Origin of the sequence: Enterococcus sp. SMC-9 (assembly GCF_021011285.1) — a bacterium.
GTDB classification, from domain to species: domain Bacteria; phylum Bacillota; class Bacilli; order Lactobacillales; family Enterococcaceae; genus Enterococcus_C; species Enterococcus_C montenegrensis.
In genome coordinates this window covers 220832-243855 of the sequence record NZ_JAILYE010000002.1, presented here as the reverse complement: position 1 = coordinate 243855, position 23024 = coordinate 220832, and the positions used below count along the sequence as shown (strand labels likewise).

The following is a 23024-nucleotide window of genomic DNA, read 5'->3' as shown; positions in this document are numbered from 1 at the left end:
TCTGATTTACCAAACCTTAAATTTTATCAGTCATTTGAAAGCCTCATTAAAAAAAGATACTTTCAAATAAAATGAGTGACTTAGTCAGTACAAAAGATGATAGGTGATTCATCTGAATTGAAACTCATGTTATTTAAGTGTTGACAAATTTTTTTTAAGTTGGTAATGTAATGGAGTTCAAAACGAAACGATTACGATTTATATAATGAAAAACGAAAAGAGGTAAGACAAATGGCAAAAAAATCAAAAATTGCAAAAGCGAAAAGACAAGAAGCTTTAATCGAAAAATACGCCGTGCAACGTAGGAAATTGAAAGCAGCAAAAGACTATGTTGCTTTAGCCAAACTACCAAAAGACTCCAATCCCAATCGCTTGAAATTCCGCGATCAAATCGATGGTCGTCCTCGGGCGTATATGCGTAAATTTGGGATGTCCCGTATCAATTTCCGCCAATTAGCCCACAAAGGGTTAATTCCGGGCGTGAAAAAGGCTAGCTGGTAAGAAATAAACATGTGATTTGGAGGAATGAAAAATGGCAGTACCTGCACGAAAAACATCAAAAATGAAAAAACGGCTTAGACGAACCCATCAAAATTTGAAACGACCAGAAATTTCTTTTGATGCTGCTACGGGAGATTACAGACGTTCTCATCGCGTTTCTTTAAAAGGATATTACAAAGGGCGCAATGTGGCAGAGGAAAAATAAAGGAGGGAGAAGTTTGCAAATTATTTATCCGCCTTTAGTGGAAGACTGCTTTAATTATCAACAGGAAAAAAACGGGATTCTACTTGAAAAAAGTCAAATTTATAAAGATATGGTGGCTGCTGGCTTGATTACCCAAACTGGCATGCCAACTGAAAGTGCGTTGGAAAATGGCATGATTAAAGATTTTTACGAAGAAAAAGATTTGAGTTTTGAGGATTTCTTAGCTTTGTATCCTATTTTTATAAACTATGATGCAGACTTATTCCAACAAATTGATGGTTTTTGGGAAATAACTTTGGATTTTAAAAATGAATTGTTACAAGCGTTAGCTGCCAACGTTTTTGACTATGATGAAACTTTGCAGCTACAAATGTATCTAGAAGAGCGCTAGGAGGTTAAAAAATGCGTCAAAATATTATCTTAGAGTCGCCGACAACAAAAGAACGTTTATATCTAACGAGTAAAAATAAACGTAACAGCCCCGAACGCTTAACGCTAAAAAAATATTCACCTAAGTTACGTCAAAAAGTGATATTTACAGAAGTGAAATAGACAGCAAATTAAGTTTTTTTAAGCTTAAAAAAATAAGGAGGAAGATGATGGAAAAAACAGATTTGGCGAGTGCCTATCGCAGGCTGAAAAGCCCCAATATTAAAACCCGTAAACGGGCGCTAAAAATAATCAAAGAATACAAACGCGATAAAATTAGAGCCTATTATGCCGTAAATTAAAAATGTCTAGCGCAATTGTCAGATTGACTTTTGTGCTAGACATTTTTTATGGGCAGAAAGTATAAAATTTTCACATGAATAAATTACTTTAAGACAAATTTTCAAAAAATTTGAAGAAGGATTTCCAACAATTCTGCTCTTATTTGTAAAAAGCTGATCACGTTTAGTGGCAACCTTTTATTCGTATTCTTCTAATTCCAGGCTTAATTCTTCCCATTTTTCTAACAGCTCGTTTTGTTTACTACGGGCAACTTCTAATTTTTCATTTAATTCTTGTAGTTGCAGATGATCAGCTAAAATTTCTGGTTTTACCATTTCGGCTTCTAGTTGGTCGATTATTTCGTCTGTCTCACTCATCTTTTGTTCCACATCGCCTACTTTACGTTGTAGGCTGCGGAGAAGTTTTTGTTGGTCTTTACTTTTTTGGAAGTTTTCTTTACCAGCGGAGATAACAACGGGTGTGTCATTGTTTTCCGCAGCGAGTAGGGCGGCAATTTCTTCTTCTTCTTTTTTCTTTTCAAGATAATAATCGTAATCACCTAAAAATAACCGACTGCCTTCTGGGGACAGCTCGATGACTTTGGTGGCGATTCGGTTGATGAAGTAACGGTCATGGGAAACAAAAAGCAAAGTTCCTTCGTAGTCGATCAAGGCATTTTCTAAGACCTCTTTGTTATCAATATCCAAGTGGTTAGTAGGTTCATCTAAGATTAAAAAGTTTTCTTCATCCATTGCCAGTTTTGCTAATGCGACACGTGCCTTTTCACCACCACTTAATAAATTAATTGGCTTATCCACATCTTCACCAGAAAACAAGAAGCTCCCTAAGACATTGCGAATTTCTAATTCTGGGGTAGTAGGATGTTCATCCCATAATTCTTGTAGAATCGTTTTATTGCTGTTTAAGTCTGCTTGGCCTTGATCGTAATAGCCAATGGAAACATTCGCCCCTAATTGGGCTTCACCGCGGATAAACGGAAGCTGTCCGATTAAGGATTTTAATAACGTAGACTTGCCGATGCCGTTTGGTCCGACTAAAGCAATGGCGTCTTGTCGGCGAATATCCAAGTCCACAGGTTGGGCTAAAATATCAGTGGGGCTGTAGCCAATTGCCCCATCGTTTAATTGTAAAACGACATTACCAGACACTTTATCAATATGGAAAAGAAAATGTGCTGATTTTTCTGCACCTTGAGGTCGATCTAGCCGTTCCATTTTTTCCAGTTGTTTGCGGCGACTTTGGGCTCTTTTGGTTGTCGAGGCGCGGACTAAATTTCGCGCAACAAAATCTTCTAGCTTATTAATTTCTTGTTGTTGCTTTTCATAGGCTTTCCATTCACTGGCTAATTGTGCGGCTTTTAAATCCAAATAGCGACTGTAATTGCCTTTGTAGTGAGTCATTTTATGACGACTCAACTCGTAAATTTCATTGGTTACTTTATCTAAAAAGTAACGGTCGTGAGAAACAATCAGTAAGGCACCGCTATAGTTTTGTAAATAGTTTTCTAGCCAGCTTAACGTTTCTATATCTAAGTGGTTAGTAGGTTCATCTAATATTAAAATATCTGGTTTTTGCAAAAGCATGCGGGCTAAAGCCAGTCGCGTTTTTTGGCCACCAGAAAGGTTGTTAATTTTTTGCTGATAAAAGCTTTCATCAAATTGAAAACCGTGTAAAACAGAGCGGATTTCATTTTCATAACCATAGCCGTTACTATCAGCAAAATCGTGTTGTAATTTATCGTACTCTTTTAAGGTACTTTCATAATCACTACCACTAGGATTGCTTTCTGAAATTTTGACTTCTAAAGTTCGCATCCGCTGTTCCATTTGTCGGACCTTTTCAAAAGCGGTCAGCATTTCATCCCAAATTGTTGCCTCAGAAGTTAAGCCGGTATCTTGGGCTAGATATCCTAAGGTAGCAGTTTTATTTTTAGCGATTGTTCCTTCATCGGGGGCTTCAATGCCGGCGATGATTTTTAATAGAGTGGATTTGCCGGCCCCATTACGCCCCACCAGTCCAATGCGTGCTTTTGTAGCAATCTCTAAATGAATATTGCGAAATAAGACTTCTGCGCCAAAAAGGCGGGCAATTTGATTTGCTTGTAATAATATCATGGATAATCTTCCTTTGAATAAAATATGTCATCTGACTGTTTTTTCACAAATTTTAAAATAAAGCTAAAAAAATTAGCAAAAAAATTCAGCGTATCAGTTGTAGTCTATCATAATTTTCCTACTAGTGTATATTACAGGAGAAAGCAAAAATAAAAATTCACAAATTTGTGAGCAGAGAAATTGCATTTGCTGGTACGTCCTGTTATGATTTGTCAGTAAATTACGTGAAAAATTCACAAATGGAGGCGTACACGTTGAAAGATCATCATATCCCTAAGGCAACAGCAAAGCGTTTGCCCTTATACTACCGCTATTTGCGGATTTTAAATAATGCTGGAAAACAAAAGGTTTCTTCAACTGAACTTAGCGAAGCCGTACAAGTCGATAGTGCCACTATTCGTCGCGACTTTTCGTATTTTGGTGAGCTTGGCAAAAGAGGTTATGGTTATGATGTGGAGGCATTGATGAATTTCTTTGCTAAAACATTAAACGAAGATCATATGACTAACGTTGCTTTAGTCGGTGTTGGTAATTTAGGGACAGCCCTATTAAAATATAAATTCCACCAAAGTAATAGTATCCGCGTTAGCGCAGCTTTTGATGCAGATGAAGAAATTACTGGTCGCATCATTGACGGGGTTCCTGTTTATGCAATGCGGGACATGGTCGAGCAAATAAAAATTCAAGAAATTGATATCGCCATTTTGACGGTACCAGCAGAATTTGCACAAGGAATCGTAGATGAACTTGTTGCGGCTGGAATCAAAGGTATTTTGAACTTTACTCCAGCTCGTCTTAGCGCACCTAAGAGCGTCTTAATTCAAAACGTTGACTTAACTAATGAATTACAAACATTGATTTATTTCTTACATTCACAAGACGAAAAATAAAAAAGAAAGACCAAGTAGGGATAGCATCATTAAAAAGTTAAACTTTTTAGTGACGCTACATCTGCTTAGGTCTTTCTTTTTTTGATTAGCAGGAAAGGCTAAAATTTTAAATAGCCTCTGATTACGCAGAAACTAAGGGAGTTTATAAAGTTATTAGCGAAAAAGTTCAGCGTAATCAGGTTTTTCATCAGAAAATTCTGCGATGATTTTTGTCAAGGCAGAGTAATCGATGAAACGAGCTGAACGGGTTAATTCTTTGCCATGACTTAATAAAACGACTAGAGGTGCTGTCAGAGCTTGAAAATGACCGGCAACTTCAGGAAATTTACTTCCATCAAAATGGTAAATTGGAACATCTTTGGCAAAACGAGCTTCTAGTTGCGGTTTTACCGCCACGCAAACGCTACAGCCAGGCTGAGAGATATAGGCAATCGCTAATTTTTCTTGGTTTAATTGTTGTAATCCGCTGTTAAAATCTGTAATTTGGATCATTCACTCACCTACTTTTCGTTGTTTTCATCTTTAATGTAAGATTTTGGTCAATAAAAGTCAAATTAGCTGTTTTTCATTTGAAAAGGTAAATGAAAGCTTAATTTTTTTGCGACAGACTTGTGAGATTTTACGAAAAAGCGTATATTAAAGCGACGAAAAAACAAGCTAAAAAAATTATTTTCTGCATTGACCCCTATATGAAGGGTTTTTCTTTTTGCTGAAACAACAAATTTACATATTGAAATAGCTAAAGGAGTCTTTTAATGTTTAGTCATTTACCTGATTCAATCTTACAAATGAGTATGATTTTTTTATCAATTGTGATTGAAGCTTTACCTTTTGTTTTATTAGGCTGTATTATTTCCGGTGCACTTTACGTTTTTTTAACACCTGAAAGGGTCCAGCGCCTATTGCCACAAAATAAATTGGCCGCAATTGCAGTAGGGTGTGGTTTGGGCTTTTTCTTTCCTTCTTGTGAATGCGGGATTGTGCCGATAGTCAATCAGTTTGTTAAAAAAGGAGTGCCCAATCATACAGCCTTTGCTTTTATGCTAACAGCACCGATTATTAATCCAATTGTCATTTTTTCTACTTTTATTGCCTTTGGAAATTCGATGCGGTATGCATTTTTACGCGTGATCGGCAGTTTAATTGTTGCTATGGTGATTGGCGTTTGGTTGGCTTATTTTAACCAACAAAGCATTATTAAAGACGCGAACTTGCAACAAGCTGTGGCAAATGTCAGCCATAGCCATCATCATGAAAAAAGTGTTCATAATCAAACGAAGAAAACATTCATCCAGCAGGTAGGTCATGTATTAGAACATAGCGTAGATGAATTTTTTGATACTGGCCGTTACTTAATGATTGGTGGTCTAATTGCCGCTGCGATGCAAACGTATTTACCAACTGGGGTTATGTTGACCTTAGGTTCAAATAAAATTTTAGCAGTCGTTGTGATGCTGTTTTTAGCTTTAGCGATGTCTCTTTGTTCAGAAGCGGATGCTTTTATTGGTTCTTCTTTATTAAGCTTGTTTGGTACAGGGCCAGTTGTCGGCTTTTTGGTCTTTGGTCCGATGGTGGATATTAAAAATCTTTTAATGATGAAACGCTATTTTAGCGGTCGCTTTATCGCGAGTTTAGTCGCAATTATTGTTGTCTGTGTAACAGGCTATGCATTGGTGGTGTCCTTATGATTCGCTTTTTAATTTTAGCTGGTTATTTTGAGTTGATGATGTATTTACAAGTTTCTGGTAAACTCAATCAGTTTATTAATGTTCACTACAGTTATTTGGCTATTTTGTCCATGATTTTGTCTTTTGTCTTGGCGATGGTGCAATTGGTATTGTGGGTGAAAGCTGACGGTAAAAAAGAAGACTCCGTAGAACATAGTCATGAAGAGGGGATAGAACACGAGCATGGTCTGAAAAAAAGACACCAACGCGTAATCGCCTATATTTTATTAGCACTACCGGTGATTGTCGGGACTTTTTTTCCAGTGGTCAGTTTAGATACCACGATTGTTCAGGCTAAAGGATTCCAATTTCCAATTAGTAAAGAGTCAGTGGGAGATCCACAAATGCAGACCCAATATCTACAGCCTAATACAAGCATGTACTACAATAAAACTGAATACCAAAAACAAATGGATAAATTAATGAAAAAGTATGATAAATCTGGTACATTAGCCGTTACAGAAGAAAACTACCTAGAAATAATGGAACTGATTTATAATTACCCAAGTGAGTTTATTGGGCGCAAAATTAGTTTTGACGGTTTTATTTATCATGCCAAACAAGATCAAAAAGAAGACGATTTTGTTTTTCGTTTTGGGATTATTCACTGTGTTGCCGATTCAGGAGTTTTTGGTCTACGTATTCATTTACCAGCGGGATCGTCTTTTAAAAACGACCAATGGGTGCATATCGAAGGGGTTATTCAGAGTAATTTTTATCAACCTTTAAAACGGGAATTACCAGTGGTACAGACGATGAAAACAAGTACAATCACAGCCCCTAAAAATCAATACGTGTATCGCTCATTTTAACCACTTTTTTAGCGAAAAAAATGTTAAAATAAGAAACAGATTTCATAAAAAAAACATATTCCTTTGTTAGAGTAGGAAATGTAGACGCTTTGTTTGTAGTTTCAGACAAGTTTTAGTAAAATGAAATGTAGCAATAGTTAGAAGAAAGAGGTGTTAACTGTGGGTTTTACAGATGAAACAGTACGTTTTGATTTTGACGATAGTCGCAAAAAAGAAGTAAGTGAAACGTTGGCCATTGTTTATCGCGCTTTGGAAGAAAAGGGCTACAACCCAATCAACCAAATCGTAGGTTATTTACTTTCCGGCGACCCGGCCTATATACCTCGTTATCGTGATGCCCGTAATTTAATCCGCCGTCATGAAAGAGACGAGATTTTAGAGGTCTTAATTCGTTATTACCTTGGCAATCATGGGATTAGCCTGTAATGCGGATAATGGGATTAGATGTCGGTTCAAAAACTGTTGGTGTTGCAGTCAGTGATTTACTTGGTTGGACTGCACAAGGGGTAGAAATTATCCGCATCGATGAAGCCAATGGCGAATTTGGATTTGATCGCATCAAAGAGTTGGTAACCCAATATGAAGTAACGCAATTTGTTGTGGGCTTACCAAAAAACATGAACAATACGATTGGTCCGCGAGCCGAAGCATCACAAGCGTATGGTAAAAAATTAGAAGAGTTATTTCACTTGCCAGTTTTTTATCAAGATGAACGCCTAACCACCGTTCAAGCTGAGCGGATGCTTGTAGAACAAGCCAATACATCACGGGCAAAACGGAAAAAGGTTATCGATAAGTTAGCCGCCGTGATGATTTTGCAAAATTATTTAGATCGCAGCGATACAAAGTCGCCTTTATAGGAAAGAGGAAAGCAGATGACTGAACATAACCACGACCACAACCATGATCACGAAGGACACGAACACATTACGTTAGTGGACGATCAAGGTAACGAAACGCTTTACGAAATTTTATTAACAATTGACGGACAAGAAGAATTCAAACGCAATTACGTTTTATTGTACCCAGCAGGTGCATCAGAAGACGATGACGTTGAATTACAAGCCTATGCCTACATCGAAAATGAAGATGGCACAGAAGGCGAATTGGAACAAATCGAAACTGAAGCTGAATGGGATATGATTGAAGAAGTCTTCAATACTTTCATGTCTGAAGAAGAAGAATAAGCTTTAAACAGCGGAGAAACCTTGGCATGACAGGGTTTCTCCTTTTCTGTTTTTCTTTTGACTAAGGAATTGACTAAGGTTTCTAGGAATTGAGATGTGCAACCAGCTTCTCAAGGGTCTTTTCTTTGGTCTCTTTGCTTAGGTGTCCATACGTGTCCATGGTCATAGAAATTTTTGAATGCCGTAATCGGTCTTGGACTTCTTTCATGTTTGCCCCAGCATCTAATAAAAGGCTAGCATGAGTGTGCCTTGTAACGTGGATACCCAGGAACGGGAGCCCACATTTTTCTGTGATTGTCTTCATACGGGAGAAAATTGCATGATGGGTAATCATTTGCTTATAGATCCCACAAAATATCATAGTTGGGCCGGTTATGCCCAGGTTCAGCATATACATACGCTGATTGAGTTGCCATTTCTTTAGGGTTGCCATTGTTTCAGCATCCAAGCTGACACTAGCGGTACTTTTATCAGTCTTAGGATCACTAATCTTATAACCATGTTTGGTTTGGCTGAGCGTTTTATTAATCAGAACAACATTGCCCTCAAAGTCTATATCTGACCAGTTCAACGCTAGGGCTTCACTAATACGGCAACCACTATAAAAGAGAAAGCGTAATAGCGTTTTGTTGTAGTCGTTGCTGTAGGTAGGCTTCAGCTTGTTGAGGTAATCAAATAAAGTTTTTAGTTGGTCTTTTGTGTAGACTTTTATTTGGTCACTATCATTGTTTTTCTTTTCTCGCTTCGGCATCATGACATGAGCTAATGGATTGTACTGAATGAAGCCCAGGTTAATTGCATACTCAAAAACTCTTTTAGCCGTAGAGTGTAGGACTTTATATTGATCAGTTTCAGCAGCCCAGGTATTCAGGATTTGTTGAGCACGTTTGACAGTAACTTCTTTAATCCGGAGATCCCCATAGACAGGCAGAACCCATTTGTTGAACTTAATCTCGCTCTTGATGAAGGTGACTTCCTACGATTCGAAAGTAAAATATAATCACAAATATTTATTACTACGTCGAAATAGGCTTGTTTTCTGGGAGGATGTCTGCTTTAATTGGTTCATATAGAAGGTTTTGGGGAGAGAATGATATGTTTGACAGTATTTATAGATATGGAAACGACTATCCTGATCAGTGCCCACCATCAGAAGCATCTTCACCAATTGGAATTAGTCTTTATAGAATTTGTAAAAGCGAACCTAGCTCTACAAATTTACTTCCTGATGATTTTGTACCAGTATGGGAAAATCAACGAAGAAGATTTCCAAAAAATAAAGAATGCGGAGCTAAAGCATTATCGTTCAATAGTAGTGTGAATGATTTATCTAGTCTAATGCAAGATCATCCCAACATTGGAAAAAGGATTGTGAAAGTGAATCTTAATGAATCGTGTGGTGTAATAAAACAAACATCCGCTAATCATTATAATTTGTGGGACTTGTTCAATCCCGGTATAATAGATGCGATAGGGAATGAATGGGAAGAGGTGATATAAATGAATAGACTATCATTCAAAGAAGTAATGGATGCAGAGTATAAGTTCATTTTTGAATACTTTGATTCTCCTCTTTCATTTATTTCCGTTTCCAAAAAGAGAAACTATTTTTTTTATTATATTGATGATGATTCTTTCTTTGTAAGCGAGTTAAAAAAGAAAGACTTTGAGATTTTAAACGAAACGAAGAATTTAAAAAAATTTATGGACTATTTAGTTAATTTGGATAAGGTAAATATAATTAACTTCAATTTTGATAATGATGAAGTACAATATCTAACCTTAGAGCAAGCTGACTTTGAAGTCGAAAGATTTTTGCCTAAAACGAATAAGATTATCGATTATGATTATAATTTAGAAATTGAAATTCCTTATGATTACGACTATTCTAGATACTTAGAATTTCCTTTGGAAGTTGAAGATATAACTTTACGGGTATATGACAACGTTAATTCACATAGTTATAACTTTGACATCATAGATAGTGCAATGAAATATGTAAAAAAATCGTTTGATTCTATAAAGAAAGCTGCTATTACTGCTGATAATATAATTAATCAAAATCTTATGGTAAGTCCATTTACGACTGGATCGTTTAAGCTGAATTTTTTGATATCAGATAATGATAGTTTATTAGCTGATAAAATTGATTTCTTTCCTATTTTGAACGTAATAGATGAAGTAACAGTTAGTAATAGAGAACTGAATTTAGAATTGATAGATGAAGAGTTAGGGATAGAATTAATACAAAATATTGATGAGCTTTATAGTATTGTAAAACATGAAGGTGTTTCAATTGCATTTTATGGTAACGAGAATTTGGATAGTGAATTGGTAAAAATTGCTCCTAATAGTTTAATTGATAATAATCTAGATGTATTCAAAGAAAAGATATCTGAACGTAATCAATTAATCGTTACGCATACCGAACTTGATGTACCTAATTCTAGATTCATATCTGGCAGTGTAATATACAATTCAGTAAAAATTGATATTGATGAAACTACCCAAATTGCTAAGTTTGAATCAGGTTTATTTAGAAGAATTAAAGATGGTACTCAACATTTAACGCTGGATAAGAAAATCACATTAAAAATAACTATTGAGACTTCAAGAGATATAAATAATAATCTTGTGAAGGAAGTTTTTATCATTAACAGTTTTAATTACTTATAATTGAGATAGTGAGCTTGTAATAAAAAACCGCCCACAAAGTGAACGGCCGCCCCACGATAGATGAGAATTTTTTGACTAAGAAATTGACTAAGGTTTTACTGAGATTGGGTTAAATACCAGTAAATTGTTATTGCTGAATTGATGTTTCTTTTCAGCAATTCATCTCGTATTTGAGCCAATGAAATTGAAAGATATTCATGTCTGAAGAAGAATAATAAGCTTTAAATACTAGCTGAACCCTTGGTGGATAAGGGTTCAGCTTTTTTGTGTTTTGAATTGAATACGAGATTGAATACGTTCCGCTATAAATTTAGGTGCTCTGCAAGCTTTTCAACTATTTTTTCTTTGGTTTCTTTTGCCAGATGTCCGCAAACGTCCATTGTTTGAGAAATGTTGGTATGGCATAATCCGTCCTGGACTTCTTTCATAGTTGCGCCAGCATTTAAGAGCGTAGGTAGAATATTTTAAAGTATCTATAAGTATCTATAAATATTTGCAAATACCTTGAAATACATTCAAATTAATGTAGAATGAAGGTGTAGAGAAGGAGGGATTGACATGGCAGTAATTAAAAGGGAAAGACCGGTTGTTCTGACAGGTCAGTCAGCAACAGCCTTTTTAAAGTTCAAGTCGGCAAATGAGAAAAAAGTTAAACGGCATATTGAATTTTGCGAAAAAAAAGCACAAGAAAAAGGGAATAATATTAGATGGAACAACGGCAAATAGTACGTATTTCACCAAAATTTATGGAAAGCTATAAAAAGTTTTCTTGTGGTAACACGGATATAGATAATTATATAAAAAATATCGCTTATGTTGATACTATAGGCTTTGATGCAGCTACTTCTTTAGTGATTGATGGAGAAGATGTAGTTGCATTTTTTACGTTAAATAATAACTATTCGTTTGATGTCGTTGATCCTGAATCAAATGAGAGAGAAAAAATTTATGCTATTGAAATTCAGTATCTAGGAGTACATGATAAATATAAAATGAAAGGCATTGGCAAACAGATTATTAATTATATATTTGATGTTTGTAGACATTTGAATCATCGTTATGTATTTTTGCAATCAGTTCGTTCAGCGGTGGGATATTATAAAAAATTTGGATTTCTTGAATTGGAATTGGGAAATACACCGGAAAAAGCAGTTAGTATGATTGTCGATTTATTGGATGAAGATTTAAATGAATCTTATTGGAATCAGTAAATAGCCCCCAGTGGCTTATTGAAGTTTTTTTGCATGCCAAATTGTATGCCATTTGGTTTAAATTACTTGAAAAATATTGATAAATAAAGCGATCTTGATAGATCACAAACATTGATTTGAAAGTAATTACGATTTATTGATATTCATTTCTCATTCATGTCCGAAGAAGAAGAATAAGCTTTAAATGCTAGCTGAACCCTTGATAGATAAGGGTTCAGCTTTTTTGTGTTTTGAATTGAATATGAGATTGAATACGTTTGACTAGTGATTGAAAGGTTCTTTTAGTTATAAAAAAATTATAGTGTTTTTTGTAAAAATAAAATCGCGCCTAACACAAGTAGAAATCCAATAAATTCAGGTAAAGAAAATCGTAGCTGAAAGATAAAAATTGAGAAGACTGTGGCAAGTATAGGTTCAAAAGCGGTCAAAACACTTGCTAAAGCTGAAGAGATGTAGCGCAAACTGGATAGATAGATTAAAAATGAACAGGCAGTACCAAAAATAATGACAATAAAAATTTGAAGGACAGAAGCCAACGTGACCATTCCGTCAACTTTCCAAATGGGGTGGATGATGTTGGCGGCGATACCGCCTAAAAGCATTCCCCAACCAACAACTGCGATGCTTCCGTGTTCTGCAAGTAGCCGGCGCGGTTGAATGGAATAAAAGGCTAATGAAATAGCCGAGCCAATTCCCCAAAGAAAGGCCGCTGGTGAGGCGATTAAATTTGCTAGCTTTCCTTTGGCGGCAATTAGTGTGACGCCCAGCAAAGCAAGCAAGATGAGATAAATTGTTTTTTTCGCCGGTAGCATTTTCGTCTGCAATGCTGTATAGAAAATGACGAAAACCGGACCGATATATTGAACAATTGTCGCAAAAGAAGCGCTACTGAGCTCGATAGTTTTGAAATAAGTGAATTGCACCAGATACATTCCTAAAAGTGAAAATGAGAGTATTGAAATAAAATCAGTCCGGTGTTTAAAAGGCCAAGTCAGTGCATCTTTATTTTTAATCCGGGCGATCATAAGTAAAAGAAAACCTGCAAGTAACATTCGTGTTGAGACAAGCCAAGTTGCGGAAAAATGAAACTGGTTAAATAGAATTTGACCAGATATTCCTGAGATAGCCCATAATGCGGCCGCAATACTGGCATAAAGAATCCCAATCGTTTTTTGATTTTTTAAAATGGTCCGTCACTCCTTTTTTAATATCTGTTAGTATATCAGTATAATGTTTATTTACTTTGTTTTCTAACAGTTTTGAGGACGATAATAACAGTATTGGGTATAAAGGAGCTAGTATGTATTTTCAAGTTGATGATAATAAAAAAGAAGCGACACAGCATGTAACCAAAAATCTTCCACTTGCCATTTATCAGCGGACCTTGATAAAGGAAAGGCACGATGTGATAACTTTACACTGGCATGAGGAATTTCAATTGGTTTGGGTCTATTCAGGAACATTGCTGTATAGCGTCGATGGAAAAGAATTTTTACTTCACCAAAACGAAGGCATTCTCATTAATACTTCTAAAATACATGGGGCAATCCCAGCTACATCAAAAGTAGAATATAGCTGCATTGATTTTTCTCCATATTTTATCAATAAAGAAATTTACCAGAAAAGTATTGCGGAATATAGCAAGAAATCTTCTTTTTCCTATCGATTCTTAGCTATAACTACGCGAAATTTAGAAATTCTGAATAGCCTTAAAAAGAATGTAAATGATATTAATTATCTGGATGTCTATGAGTTGTTGATTAGTAGTCTAAATAATATCGATAAAAATCAGTATCTGACGAATCAGGAGGAAGAGTTGATTATTTATCAATTGCTGGATTATGTTCATAAAAATTTTCAAGAACCAATTACAGTGCAAGCTATTGCACAGACAATTCCAATAAGTAAGAAAAAGTGTACCAACTTGTTTAACAACTATACCCATCTTTCACCAATCAATTACGTAATCGACTATCGCCTAAATCAGGCGAAAAAAATGCTGTTAGAAACCCAACAGGATGTAGTCGAAATTTGTTTTGCAACAGGCTTTAACAATGTTAGTTACTTTATAACGCGTTTTAAAGCGAAATATACGCTGACGCCATTTCAGTTTCGTAAACGCTTTGGCTAAGCTGTGTTTTTATCTGGAAGTGCGGATAAGATCGTATCTTTCTGGTAAAAATCTCTTTCGTTTAATTTGCTTAAAGTCTAATGAAAAGGAATTTATAGGTTAAATTGCTATAATAAAGAATAAGGTAGAAAGAGGTAACAGTAATTTTTGAATTCTAGCTAAAGCTGTTATCAAACTGTTTGTAAACGCAAGAAAGAAGGAAGTAAGATGAAAATTTTAGTAGTAGGTGCAAATGGGAAAGTGGCAAGACATTTTGCCAATCAGATCAAAGAACATCCTTTGCTGCAAGAAAAAGCAGTCATTCGCAATGAAGAACAAATTCCATTTTTTAGGGAACGGAAAATTGAAACAGTACTATTGGATATCGTCAATAATTCTATCGAAGAGTTTGCAGCTGCCATGAAAGATGTGGATGCTGTTGTTTTCAGTGCTGGAGCAGGTGGCAAGGGCTTAGATAAAACGATTATGATCGATTTGGACGGCGCAATAAAAATTATGACAGCAGCTGAAATTGCTGGCGTTAAACGATTTGTCATGGTTAGTACCTTTAAAACAGGGCGCAAAGAAATTACCCGAGAAATTAAGGAAAACTCTTCTTTGACTGTTTACACAATTGCCAAAAATTATGCCGATGAATGGTTGAAACATCGTACCAATCTAGACTGGACGATTATTCATCCAGGTTCTTTAACCAATGAAGTTGGAACGGGCAAAATTAAATTAGCAGACAATCTAACAGGAGAACTTGAAAAAAATACGATTCCAAGAGAAGACGTGGCAACCGTGATTCTGGCAACACTGGAAAATGATGCAACTATCGGAAAAGAATTTGAAGTTGTTTCTGGCGATAGCTCAGCTTTTGAAGCTATCAAAGGGCTTAATTAACTTTTCCTCTGAATAGAAAAAACGATACAGGTAGTGCAAGATTTCTTGCACTGCTTTTTTTTGTGAATAGATTTAATTTTTTGTCCAACAGGGAAGGTTATATTACATCTGCATAATAGCTTTTTTGAAGCTAAACCGCAATTTTAGCTTAAGACGTAGCAGCAATAAGCTAGTGGGAGAGTTTTCTATCAAACTAATCATTTTATTATTTTTATCTTTAAATAACGATTTTAAAAATAATTACCAGTGATTATAAAACGAAATTTATTTTGCGTTAAATTTAAGAAATTTTTCCTTGATAGTTGACTGACTATTTTTTGAATCATCAAAAATTTTGTGAATAAAGTTTTTTTCATAAATTTTATTTTATATTAAAAATAAAAGAAAGATAAATTTATGTTTTATGAATATTTTTCGGAAATCGTGCTAAAATATAAAAGCGCTTTATTCAAAATGTTTTATTTTTTTTGCGAATCTAGATAAAATAATAAGTGTAATTAATAAAAAGTAATCGGCTTTATAATTATTGAAAAAAAACAAGAAAATTTAATGGGAAGTTGGTGAATTATGAAAAATACTTTTATTGTACTGTTGTCGGCTTCTTTGATTAGTACATTTGTATTCATGAATGGTCCAGTAAATGTTGCTGTTTCTGAGCCAACCAACGCAACTTCAGAACTTTTAGAGAGTACAGCCAGTCAAGAAAGTACTTTTAATTCAGCCGATATTCTGAAGGAAACAAATTTTTCAAACACAAATGGGACAAACGCAACAACGACAATTGAATCCACAACAGAGACGACAACAAGATCAGACAGTACCACCCCTGATACATCTCTAGAGAAAACTAAAAAAGTTACAACTTTTGCTGCGACAGCTGACGCTGTGGAAGATGGAAGTGAAGGAAATCCATATTTGGTTGAGACGTTTGCTGAGTTACAAAATGCGGTAAAACAAGCTATTCCTTCAGGTTCAGATGCACTTTATATTCAGCTGGCAGCGGACCTCACATATGACAGTGAATCACTAGCATATAATAAAAATACTGTAGTGAATGGTCTGAAAAATCCGAGTCTTGATGCAACAGACCCAGACAATCACTATGCAATTTTGTATACAGGAGATACCACCAATAATTCTAAAATCACGGCCTCGGGTCAAATAAAATTGACTTATAAAAACATTAATATTGGAAATAGCCAGTATCCTGATAATACCTTTTACGGATTTGTTCAGCTTAATAGCGGAAACAATACTTTTGAAGTTGAAAATATTTACTATAATGTTCGAAACGGTGCGCAACCTTTTTATGCTGGCGCAAGCGGAAATAGTATCATTTTTAAAGGAGTAAATACATTCATATGTGATGGTCAAACACATGGTGGTGAATTTTCAGAGGGATATGAAACGATCACTTTTGACAAGGGAAGCAAGACTACTATCTACAGTGATTCCGATGGTGGAAGCGCCTTATTATGGGATAATCCTATTACTGTCAATGTTGATGAAAACGCATATGTTTCTATTAAATCTAGTAAAGGTCGGCTTTTCTATGGCGGAAATAACAGTTCCTTAATTGTTGAAAAAAATGGTTTTTTTAGCTTTGAAAAAATCCCACCTGTTAACAATAAAGACGGGACAAAAGCTGATAACGACATTTCTGCGTCTTCAGACGTAAGTATGGAATTTAAAGAAAACTCCATAGGTATTTTCAAATCTATGTACAATAGTAAGGCAATAAACATGAAAACAACCACCATAACCGCCAGTGAGCCTAAGTATATATTGTTTGATTTTCAAAAAAACACAGCAAATTTCATGGCTGGAACTATCAATTTAACTAGACCGCAAATTGAATCACCCACAAACTACCAGCTTAACTATCTTAACAATGGAATTGTTAAATCACTAGTATCACCATTTTTACCAAATCACACTGAGGTAATCACGACTTCAAATCCAAGTGGAACTAATCAAGGCTTGATTTATGAACAAGGCCTCTCCCTTACCGGCGTTACTGGAACTCCGAACGCGTCGGTTTCTGAAAATAAAAGTCAAATTGAAGCTGACATAGACGGCTTTGTCCCTAATGATCGTACATTAACAAGTGTTGATTACCTGCTATCTAAAGAATCACTTCACGGAGGTGGTGACATCAATTCTACTGGTGTACAACAGGCAATAAATAACGCTTTTAATTCCAGTGACAGTTCTTACCTAAGAAAAACGGTTACTCTCACTACAGAAAACATAGATACAAGGACTATTTTTGAAAATCTAGCAGGTGGTGATTATTACTTATATGCACGAGCCACAGGGGAAGTCACCGAGGGATTTCCATCCACTACTTTATGGGTGACTACTGCTTCTGAACCGCTATCTCTTGCAAAAGTAATCAACACAAGTATCCCTGTAAATATGATATTCAAAAGTCCTACCACTGAATTTGGGAAAGCTGAAAATGCAGAGGAATATGAGTTTATCAATAATAGTAACATTCCGATTGCAGTAGACTTGACGGAAGTTGCTCCCACCGCTGAGTCAGATTCGGATGTTACTCTAGCAACCGACTTGGGTTCATCAGATACCTACAAATTGTTGCTAAACCTAGCGACAAATTATACAGATGAAACAAATAATCCGTTAGTTTGGGGACCACTCACTGAGGGGCCAATTTCTGAAGATAGCAAAGCCATGCTACTAGAACCATTCTGGGAGACAGATAAGAATCAAGCGGAAGTTTATCTCACCGGAAATTATTCTGGCCCGGTTTCAGAAGTTAAAAAAGTCGCCTACAACTTTACCTTTACGATTTCAGCGCAATAGGAGGAGATGGAAAATGGAAACAAAACAAGAAAATAAATCAAAGAAACGTATCTTATGGCTTTTGCTTTTATTGCTTGTAGCTATTGGTGGAATAATTACCTATCGCTATTTTACGCACAAAGATGAAGTCCCTGTTTCTATTGTCAGTGGTGATTTTCTTCCTGACGGTAAGGACGCGCAGAAAATTTCAGAAGAAGAGATGGCGAAATACGCTCAGGCTGCAGTAGATGCCAGTAATTTTAATATGGTAATTGCATCTGAGGCTACGGTCAATGAAAAAACTGCTATGAGTGAGTTGTTTATTCAAAATCCGCCTAAAAATGCTTATCCTGTTAACGTGGAAGTGCGCTTGGATGATGGTAAGGACTTAATCTATACTTCTGGCGCTATCAATCCCGGAGAGGAGATTAAGCAAGCTAAATTAGAAAAAAAATTGACAAAAGGCGTTCATAAAGCAACCGCAACATTTAGCTTATATGATCCAGAAACAAAAGAAAAACAAGGACAAGTCGCATCGGGATTAACCTTAATGGTGAACTAATAAAAAATGAAAAAGGAGCACGAGTATATGAAAAGGAAAGTGATTGCAGGACTGCTGTTAAGTAGCTGTGTATTAGGAGTAGCAATGCCGGTGTTTGCACAGGATGGGACGGAAGCTGACCTACAAGAGGATTATAGTGGTCAAAACTCAGTTGAAATCGAAGTAAATGGAACTTTAGGGGCAGATAATACAAATCCTGGTGCAACTATTACTGAAGGTGATGATAACTGGATTAATGTGACAGTACCGACAAAAACGATTTTTTATAATACTGCTAAGGACCCAGTGATTAAGTCACCAGATTACAAGATTACAAATAATTCGGGGCGACCTGTGTCAGTATCGCTAGAAAGATTTGAAAATGATGATACTAATACTAGCCTAACATTACCAAGCAGCTATTCCTTAAACTTACAAGTTGAAGGGAAGCAACCTATATCAAACATTGCGACATCAAATACTTCCACTGACTTTACAACTTCTACACCTCTGATTGATTTAGCAAATAAAGATGGCCGTATGGCGTTGGCTGACGAAGTAGATGCAAGTTCGAATGTGGCGACATTCAAATATACTGGTACTGCAAATGCTACTACCCAAGTGCAACCAAAATATACCATGACTCTAAAATTTGACGCTGTTGCTTGGTAATAGCCATACTGGAGAAAGCCTATGGATAATCAAATTGAAGTAAATGGCTGGCTAGGGAGGACTTCTGATTCTTCAGAAGAAGCAATTTATCAAGTTGATGCGACCTTTAAGGAAAAAGAAGGGGCTTTGGTTTCTAAAGTGTCTTCAGGTAGTTACCCGCAAACAAATGAGGTTGCCTCATATCAAATTGCTAGTTTGGGAATTATAATTTGTTTGATAGTGCTTATAATTTGGAAATTAAAAAACCTCTCTATGGTAAAGAATGAATAACAATGATTCATAAAATTGAAATAGTGTTTAAAATAAAACCCTTATTTTGGCAAAGCAGGTGCTTGCATATTACGTTTAGCAAGCTTCCTGTTTGTAAAATAAGGGTTTTTGAGTTAGAAAGATAATTTGTTTTAAGTTAGTTTTTTCTATTCGTTTGACTTCAAGGCATCAATCATATTGATATGTTTTAGTTTGAAGTGAGTTACAAGCATGACGATTAAGGTAAAGATAATGGTTAGACCGCCAGAATAAAGATAGGCTGCGGGTTTGATAACCAAAGGAAAGACCATATTTTCCATCGAGGCTTTATCTAAGATAAAGTGGGTTAAAACCCTGCCGACACCAAAGCCTGCAATAATTCCCAAAATAGTGAAGATGATATTCTCTCGGACGATATACATAGTTACTTCCTTGTCAAAAAAGCCTAATACTTTAATGGTGGAAAGTTCTCGCACCCGTTCGGAAATATTGATATTGGTCAGATTATACAAGACGACAAATGCCAGTAATCCCGAAAGTGTCACTAAAATCCAGACGATTGCATTTAAATTGGAGATGGACTGATTTTGCGTTTCAATTTGTTTGGAAATAAAAGTCGTGTTGACGACTTTTTTAGTATCTAATAATACTTGGGCAAGATTATCTTCTTCTTTTGTCGTCATCTTGTTGGTTTTAAGCAATAAACTATTGGCTGAAAATTTTTGGTTGGTAACTTTCTCATAGTAAGGGCGTGTCATGTACAAAAAGCTACCAAGATAGTTTTGGGCGATGCCAGCGATTTTGATTTGCTGTTTCTGTTGCTTGCTATCGTAAATATAAAGGGTATCGCCTTTTTTGATGTCATAAAACTCTGCCATTTTTTGGGTGATGACAGCACCAGTATTTGTCAGCGAAATTACCTTATTGTCTTTATTATGAAGGTGTAAATAATCTTCAAATTCTTTTGCTGCGGTTGGCACCATTAATGTGAGACTTTGTGTTGCCTGATTATTTTTGCGTATTTCGACGGTCTCATTGTGACTAGCCATAAAACTTGTGACTTGTTCATCGTTTTTTAGTGCATTGGTGATCGCTGTAGTATCTGCTACGGGTAAATCATCTTCTAGGCTGACAATTCCTTGGTAAGCAATGATTGGACCAAATTGTTTTGCAGCAACTGAAGATAAGGAGTCTTTTAAACCAAAGCCGGCTAACATTAAGCCGGTGCAACCGGCAATGCCGATAATTGCCATTAACATACGGGCTTTATAGCGAAATAAATTGCGATAGCTAACTTTTTGATTAAAGCTTAAACGTGACCAAAGGGGTGTAATGTATTCTAAAAAAATCCGTTTGCCGGGCTTTGGTGCTTTTGGCTGTAAGAGTTGAGCTGGTTTTTCCCGTAATTCTTTGGTTAAAACGATGAGGGCTGAACCTAAAGTAGCGAGTAAAAAGGCGATAATCGCTTTTAAAATAGGGTCCCAGTCGTAAAAGACATAAGCTTTATTGAAGGAATAGCGGTCGCTCATTAAATAAAAGATAATCCGGGGCAAGAAATTCGTACCGCTGACAACGCCTAAAACTAGCCCAATACTGGCAGCGAGTAAGGAGTAGATGACATATTTTTTCGCTATTTCTGCCTTTGTATAGCCTAGTGCTTTTAATGTCCCGATTTCACGGCGATTTTCTTCGACCATCCGCGTCATGGTGGTAAAGGTAATTAAGGCTGCAATGAAAAAGAAAAAGACTGGGAAGACGTCTGCGATTGCGGCGATACGGTCAGAAAGGCTACCAAATTCTTGGAAACCAACATTGTCAAAGCGATCATTATAGCGATAAACAATTTCCTTCATATTTTTGATTGTAGCTTCTGTTTTTTTTATTTCTGCTGTTCCAGTTGCTAAGTCTGACTGATTTTTTTTCAAAGTCGCTTCATTGGTTGCTAGCTGCTTTTGTGCTGTTGTTAATTCTTGTTGTGCGGCTGTTTTTTGTGGTTCGGGTAACAAGTTGATTTGCGCTGCTTGTAAGGCGAGTTTATCTTTTGCTTGTTGTAGTTGCTCTTGCGCGTTTTCTAATTCTTTTTTACCAGTGGCAATTTTTTCTTTTTGGAGACGAAGTTTTTCTGCTGCGTCTGCTTGAATTTCTTTTAAGCGTGCATTTGGACGCTGAGAAAGTTTGTCTTCAATGAGCGCGGTATTTTTTGCCATTTGTTCTTTGTAAGCATTACTGTAGGTTTCGTATTTTTTTACATTGGCAAAGCTAAGATACATGACCGCTTCTACTTCTGCTTTAAAAAGTTTTTTTGGCAAATAAGCAAAATAAGAAACACTGCCATTGCCAACATTGGCATAGCCCCGTTCTACTTCACTGATAAAAAGAGGCGAGGTCACAAAACCAACGATTTTAAATTGTGTGCTTTTTAGTTGCTCATGGTCGTTGATCGTGTATGTATCGCCAATTTTATAACCTTCTTTTTTTGCCAAGTGATCTAAGAGAATTTCATTATCTTTTTTAGGCAGAGCGCCGCTTGTGAGCTCTAAGTGATTTTGGTTATTTTCTTGATCGTAAGAAAAGACCTGGATGACTTCATTTTTCTTTGCATCCGCATAAAAGAATTGATAGCCACTCTCGATTGAAAGTCCGGTGATATCGTCTAAGACATCCTTATCAGCGTTTGTAATGCCGCCTGTTGAGACGACTTGCAGATCCGAAAGTTTGCGTTCTTTTAAATAAACGTCAGCGGAGTGATCTAAAACTGGTTGTGTCGTTTTAATGCCCACGTAAAGTAGCGTCCCTAAAAAGATAATCAAAATAATGGCGATAAAACGCCCTTTAGATTTTGTTATTTCACGAAATGTAGCCTTTAAATAGGTTTTATTTTTCATTTTACCAGCCACCTACCAAACTATTTCGTCAATTGAAATTGGATTTTCGTTTATTTCAACTGAGCGTACCTTCGCGTCATTAATGCGAATCACGCGGTCGCCAATTGGTGCTAACGCAGAGTTGTGAGTGATGATTAAAACGGTGTTGCCATTTTTGCGACTCGCGTTTTGTAAAAGTTTTAAGACTTGTTTTCCTGTTTCAAAATCCAAAGCGCCTGTCGGTTCATCACAGAGGAGTAATTTAGGATTTTTTGCAAGGGCACGGGCGATGGAGACCCGCTGCTGTTCACCGCCGGATAATTGTGACGGAAAGTTATTGAGGCGGTTTTGCAAGCCGACATTTTCCAAAGTTTGAATAGGATCAAGTGCTTTTTTAGAAACTTCTGTTGCAAGCTCGACATTTTCTTTGGCTGTTAAATTGGGAACTAAATTATAAAATTGGAAAACAAAGCCCACATCTGTCCGGCGATAGGCTGTAAGCTGTTTGTCGTTATATTTGGCAATGTCATTACCAGCGACGAAAATTTCGCCTTCATCTGGAGTATCCATGCCGCCTAAAATATTTAGCACAGTAGATTTTCCTGCACCACTAGGACCAAGAATAATGGCAAGCTCGCCTTTTTCAACGGAAAAACTGAGGGAATCATTGGCGGTAATGGTTGAATCTCCCATTTTGTAGCGCTTCGATTCATTTTTTACTTCTAAAAAGCTCATGGCTATTTTCTCCTTTAATTGAACAACTTGTTTAATTAATGATACTATGTCAGTATACGAGGAGTTTGGAAACAAAACAATCAGCAA

The 23024-nt window shown here is 36.2% G+C and carries 26 protein-coding genes and 2 pseudogenes; 21 read left to right on the top strand and 7 right to left on the bottom strand.

Annotated elements, in window-relative coordinates; translation table 11 throughout:
• The first annotated feature begins 231 nt into the window (after positions 1-231).
• The 5 genes from rpsN to K4422_RS03880 are packed head-to-tail and all read left to right on the top strand — an operon-like array spanning position 232 to position 1437.
• The gene (gene rpsN / locus K4422_RS03900; RefSeq protein WP_230709291.1) at positions 232-501 is read left to right on the top strand and encodes a 30S ribosomal protein S14; all 270 of its coding nucleotides are present in this window, start codon (positions 232-234) and stop codon (positions 499-501) included.
• Between the two features lie 31 nt (positions 502-532).
• The gene (gene rpmF, locus K4422_RS03895) at positions 533-706 is read left to right on the top strand and encodes a 50S ribosomal protein L32 (RefSeq protein ID WP_206905253.1); all 174 of its coding nucleotides are present in this window, start codon (positions 533-535) and stop codon (positions 704-706) included.
• Positions 707-719: 13 nt separating this feature from the next.
• Positions 720-1097 (top strand): hypothetical protein, encoded by a 378-nt coding sequence (locus K4422_RS03890; protein ID WP_206905251.1) that lies wholly within the window; start codon positions 720-722, stop codon positions 1095-1097.
• A gap of 11 nt (positions 1098-1108) precedes the next feature.
• On the top strand, positions 1109-1258 hold the full coding sequence (rpmG, locus tag K4422_RS03885; RefSeq protein WP_230709288.1) for a 50S ribosomal protein L33: 150 nt from the start codon (positions 1109-1111) through the stop codon (positions 1256-1258).
• Positions 1259-1305: 47 nt separating this feature from the next.
• Positions 1306-1437 (top strand): putative metal homeostasis protein, encoded by a 132-nt coding sequence (locus K4422_RS03880; protein WP_206905247.1) that lies wholly within the window; start codon positions 1306-1308, stop codon positions 1435-1437.
• Between the two features lie 177 nt (positions 1438-1614).
• Here the strand turns inward: K4422_RS03880 and K4422_RS03875 are convergent, their stop codons facing one another.
• Positions 1615-3552, bottom strand: coding sequence for an ABC-F family ATP-binding cassette domain-containing protein (locus tag K4422_RS03875; RefSeq protein ID WP_230709286.1), 1938 nt, complete (start codon positions 3550-3552; stop codon positions 1615-1617).
• 254 nt (positions 3553-3806) lie between these two features.
• Between K4422_RS03875 and K4422_RS03870 the strand changes: the two genes are divergently transcribed.
• Positions 3807-4442: a redox-sensing transcriptional repressor Rex gene (locus tag K4422_RS03870; RefSeq protein ID WP_206905243.1), complete on the top strand. Its 636-nt coding sequence runs from the start codon at positions 3807-3809 to the stop codon at positions 4440-4442.
• Positions 4443-4595: 153 nt separating this feature from the next.
• Here K4422_RS03870 and K4422_RS03865 read toward each other — a convergent pair whose 3' ends face one another.
• Complete coding sequence (locus K4422_RS03865; RefSeq protein WP_230709284.1) at positions 4596-4934, bottom strand: thioredoxin family protein; 339 nt, start codon at positions 4932-4934, stop codon at positions 4596-4598.
• A gap of 263 nt (positions 4935-5197) precedes the next feature.
• Between K4422_RS03865 and K4422_RS03860 the strand changes: the two genes are divergently transcribed.
• From K4422_RS03860 to K4422_RS03840, 5 genes are all read left to right on the top strand, one after another.
• Positions 5198-6130: a permease gene (locus K4422_RS03860; RefSeq protein WP_206905239.1), complete on the top strand. Its 933-nt coding sequence runs from the start codon at positions 5198-5200 to the stop codon at positions 6128-6130.
• Complete coding sequence (locus K4422_RS03855) at positions 6127-6981, top strand: TIGR03943 family putative permease subunit (protein WP_230709282.1); 855 nt, start codon at positions 6127-6129, stop codon at positions 6979-6981. The genes K4422_RS03860 and K4422_RS03855 overlap by 4 nt, the downstream gene beginning before the upstream one ends.
• Positions 6982-7140: 159 nt before the next feature.
• Entirely contained in the window at positions 7141-7407 is a 267-nt protein-coding gene (locus K4422_RS03850) for an IreB family regulatory phosphoprotein (RefSeq protein WP_016171403.1), read from the top strand.
• A complete protein-coding gene (ruvX, locus tag K4422_RS03845; protein ID WP_206905235.1) occupies positions 7407-7841 on the top strand; it encodes a Holliday junction resolvase RuvX in 435 nt (144 codons plus the stop codon). The genes K4422_RS03850 and ruvX overlap by 1 nt, the downstream gene beginning before the upstream one ends.
• A 15-nt stretch (positions 7842-7856) precedes the next feature.
• Positions 7857-8168, top strand: a complete 312-nt coding sequence (locus K4422_RS03840) for a DUF1292 domain-containing protein (protein WP_230709279.1) — start codon at positions 7857-7859, stop codon at positions 8166-8168.
• Positions 8169-8250: 82 nt separating this feature from the next.
• Here the strand turns inward: K4422_RS03840 and K4422_RS03835 are convergent.
• Positions 8251-9144, bottom strand: a pseudogene (locus K4422_RS03835) (tyrosine-type recombinase/integrase); the annotation flags it as partial.
• A 71-nt stretch (positions 9145-9215) separates the two neighbouring features.
• Between K4422_RS03835 and K4422_RS03830 the strand changes: the two are divergent.
• Together K4422_RS03830 and K4422_RS03825 are read left to right on the top strand one after the other, a co-directional pair.
• Positions 9216-9668 (top strand): hypothetical protein, encoded by a 453-nt coding sequence (locus K4422_RS03830; protein ID WP_230709270.1) that lies wholly within the window; start codon positions 9216-9218, stop codon positions 9666-9668.
• Complete coding sequence (locus K4422_RS03825) at positions 9669-10844, top strand: hypothetical protein (RefSeq protein WP_230709268.1); 1176 nt, start codon at positions 9669-9671, stop codon at positions 10842-10844.
• Positions 10845-11146: 302 nt separating this feature from the next.
• Here K4422_RS03825 and K4422_RS13610 read toward each other — a convergent pair.
• A pseudogene (locus tag K4422_RS13610) lies at positions 11147-11293 on the bottom strand (site-specific integrase); the annotation flags it as partial.
• A 109-nt stretch (positions 11294-11402) separates the two neighbouring features.
• Here K4422_RS13610 and K4422_RS03820 point away from each other — a divergent pair.
• On the top strand, positions 11403-11570 hold the full coding sequence (locus tag K4422_RS03820) for a hypothetical protein (protein WP_230709267.1): 168 nt from the start codon (positions 11403-11405) through the stop codon (positions 11568-11570).
• Positions 11552-12055: a GNAT family N-acetyltransferase gene (locus K4422_RS03815; protein ID WP_230709265.1), complete on the top strand. Its 504-nt coding sequence runs from the start codon at positions 11552-11554 to the stop codon at positions 12053-12055. Before K4422_RS03820 ends, K4422_RS03815 begins: the two co-directional genes overlap by 19 nt.
• 296 nt (positions 12056-12351) lie before the next feature.
• Here the strand turns inward: K4422_RS03815 and K4422_RS03810 are convergent, their stop codons facing one another.
• Positions 12352-13242 carry a DMT family transporter gene (locus tag K4422_RS03810; RefSeq protein WP_230709519.1) on the bottom strand — a complete coding sequence of 297 codons (891 nt, stop codon included), beginning with the start codon at positions 13240-13242 and terminating at the stop codon, positions 12352-12354.
• A 113-nt stretch (positions 13243-13355) separates the two neighbouring features.
• Between K4422_RS03810 and K4422_RS03805 the strand changes: the two genes are divergently transcribed.
• The 6 genes from K4422_RS03805 (at position 13356) to K4422_RS03780 (ending at position 19359) form a co-directional block, all read left to right on the top strand.
• Positions 13356-14186, top strand: a complete 831-nt coding sequence (locus K4422_RS03805) for an AraC family transcriptional regulator (protein WP_230709263.1) — start codon at positions 13356-13358, stop codon at positions 14184-14186.
• Positions 14187-14393: 207 nt separating this feature from the next.
• Positions 14394-15071: an SDR family oxidoreductase gene (locus K4422_RS03800; RefSeq protein ID WP_230709261.1), complete on the top strand. Its 678-nt coding sequence runs from the start codon at positions 14394-14396 to the stop codon at positions 15069-15071.
• A gap of 624 nt (positions 15072-15695) precedes the next feature.
• Positions 15696-17897: a hypothetical protein gene (locus K4422_RS03795; protein ID WP_230709259.1), complete on the top strand. Its 2202-nt coding sequence runs from the start codon at positions 15696-15698 to the stop codon at positions 17895-17897.
• A gap of 13 nt (positions 17898-17910) precedes the next feature.
• On the top strand, positions 17911-18438 hold the full coding sequence (locus K4422_RS03790) for a hypothetical protein (RefSeq protein WP_206905218.1): 528 nt from the start codon (positions 17911-17913) through the stop codon (positions 18436-18438).
• 27 nt (positions 18439-18465) lie between these two features.
• A complete protein-coding gene (locus K4422_RS03785; protein WP_230709257.1) occupies positions 18466-19089 on the top strand; it encodes a hypothetical protein in 624 nt (207 codons plus the stop codon).
• A gap of 21 nt (positions 19090-19110) precedes the next feature.
• Complete coding sequence (locus K4422_RS03780; protein ID WP_230709254.1) at positions 19111-19359, top strand: hypothetical protein; 249 nt, start codon at positions 19111-19113, stop codon at positions 19357-19359.
• A gap of 146 nt (positions 19360-19505) precedes the next feature.
• Here the strand turns inward: K4422_RS03780 and K4422_RS03775 are convergent, their stop codons facing one another.
• A complete protein-coding gene (locus K4422_RS03775) occupies positions 19506-22223 on the bottom strand; it encodes an FtsX-like permease family protein (protein WP_230709253.1) in 2718 nt (905 codons plus the stop codon).
• Between the two features lie 12 nt (positions 22224-22235).
• Positions 22236-22937 (bottom strand): ABC transporter ATP-binding protein, encoded by a 702-nt coding sequence (locus tag K4422_RS03770; protein WP_206905204.1) that lies wholly within the window; start codon positions 22935-22937, stop codon positions 22236-22238.
• Positions 22938-23024: the final 87 nt, after the last annotated feature.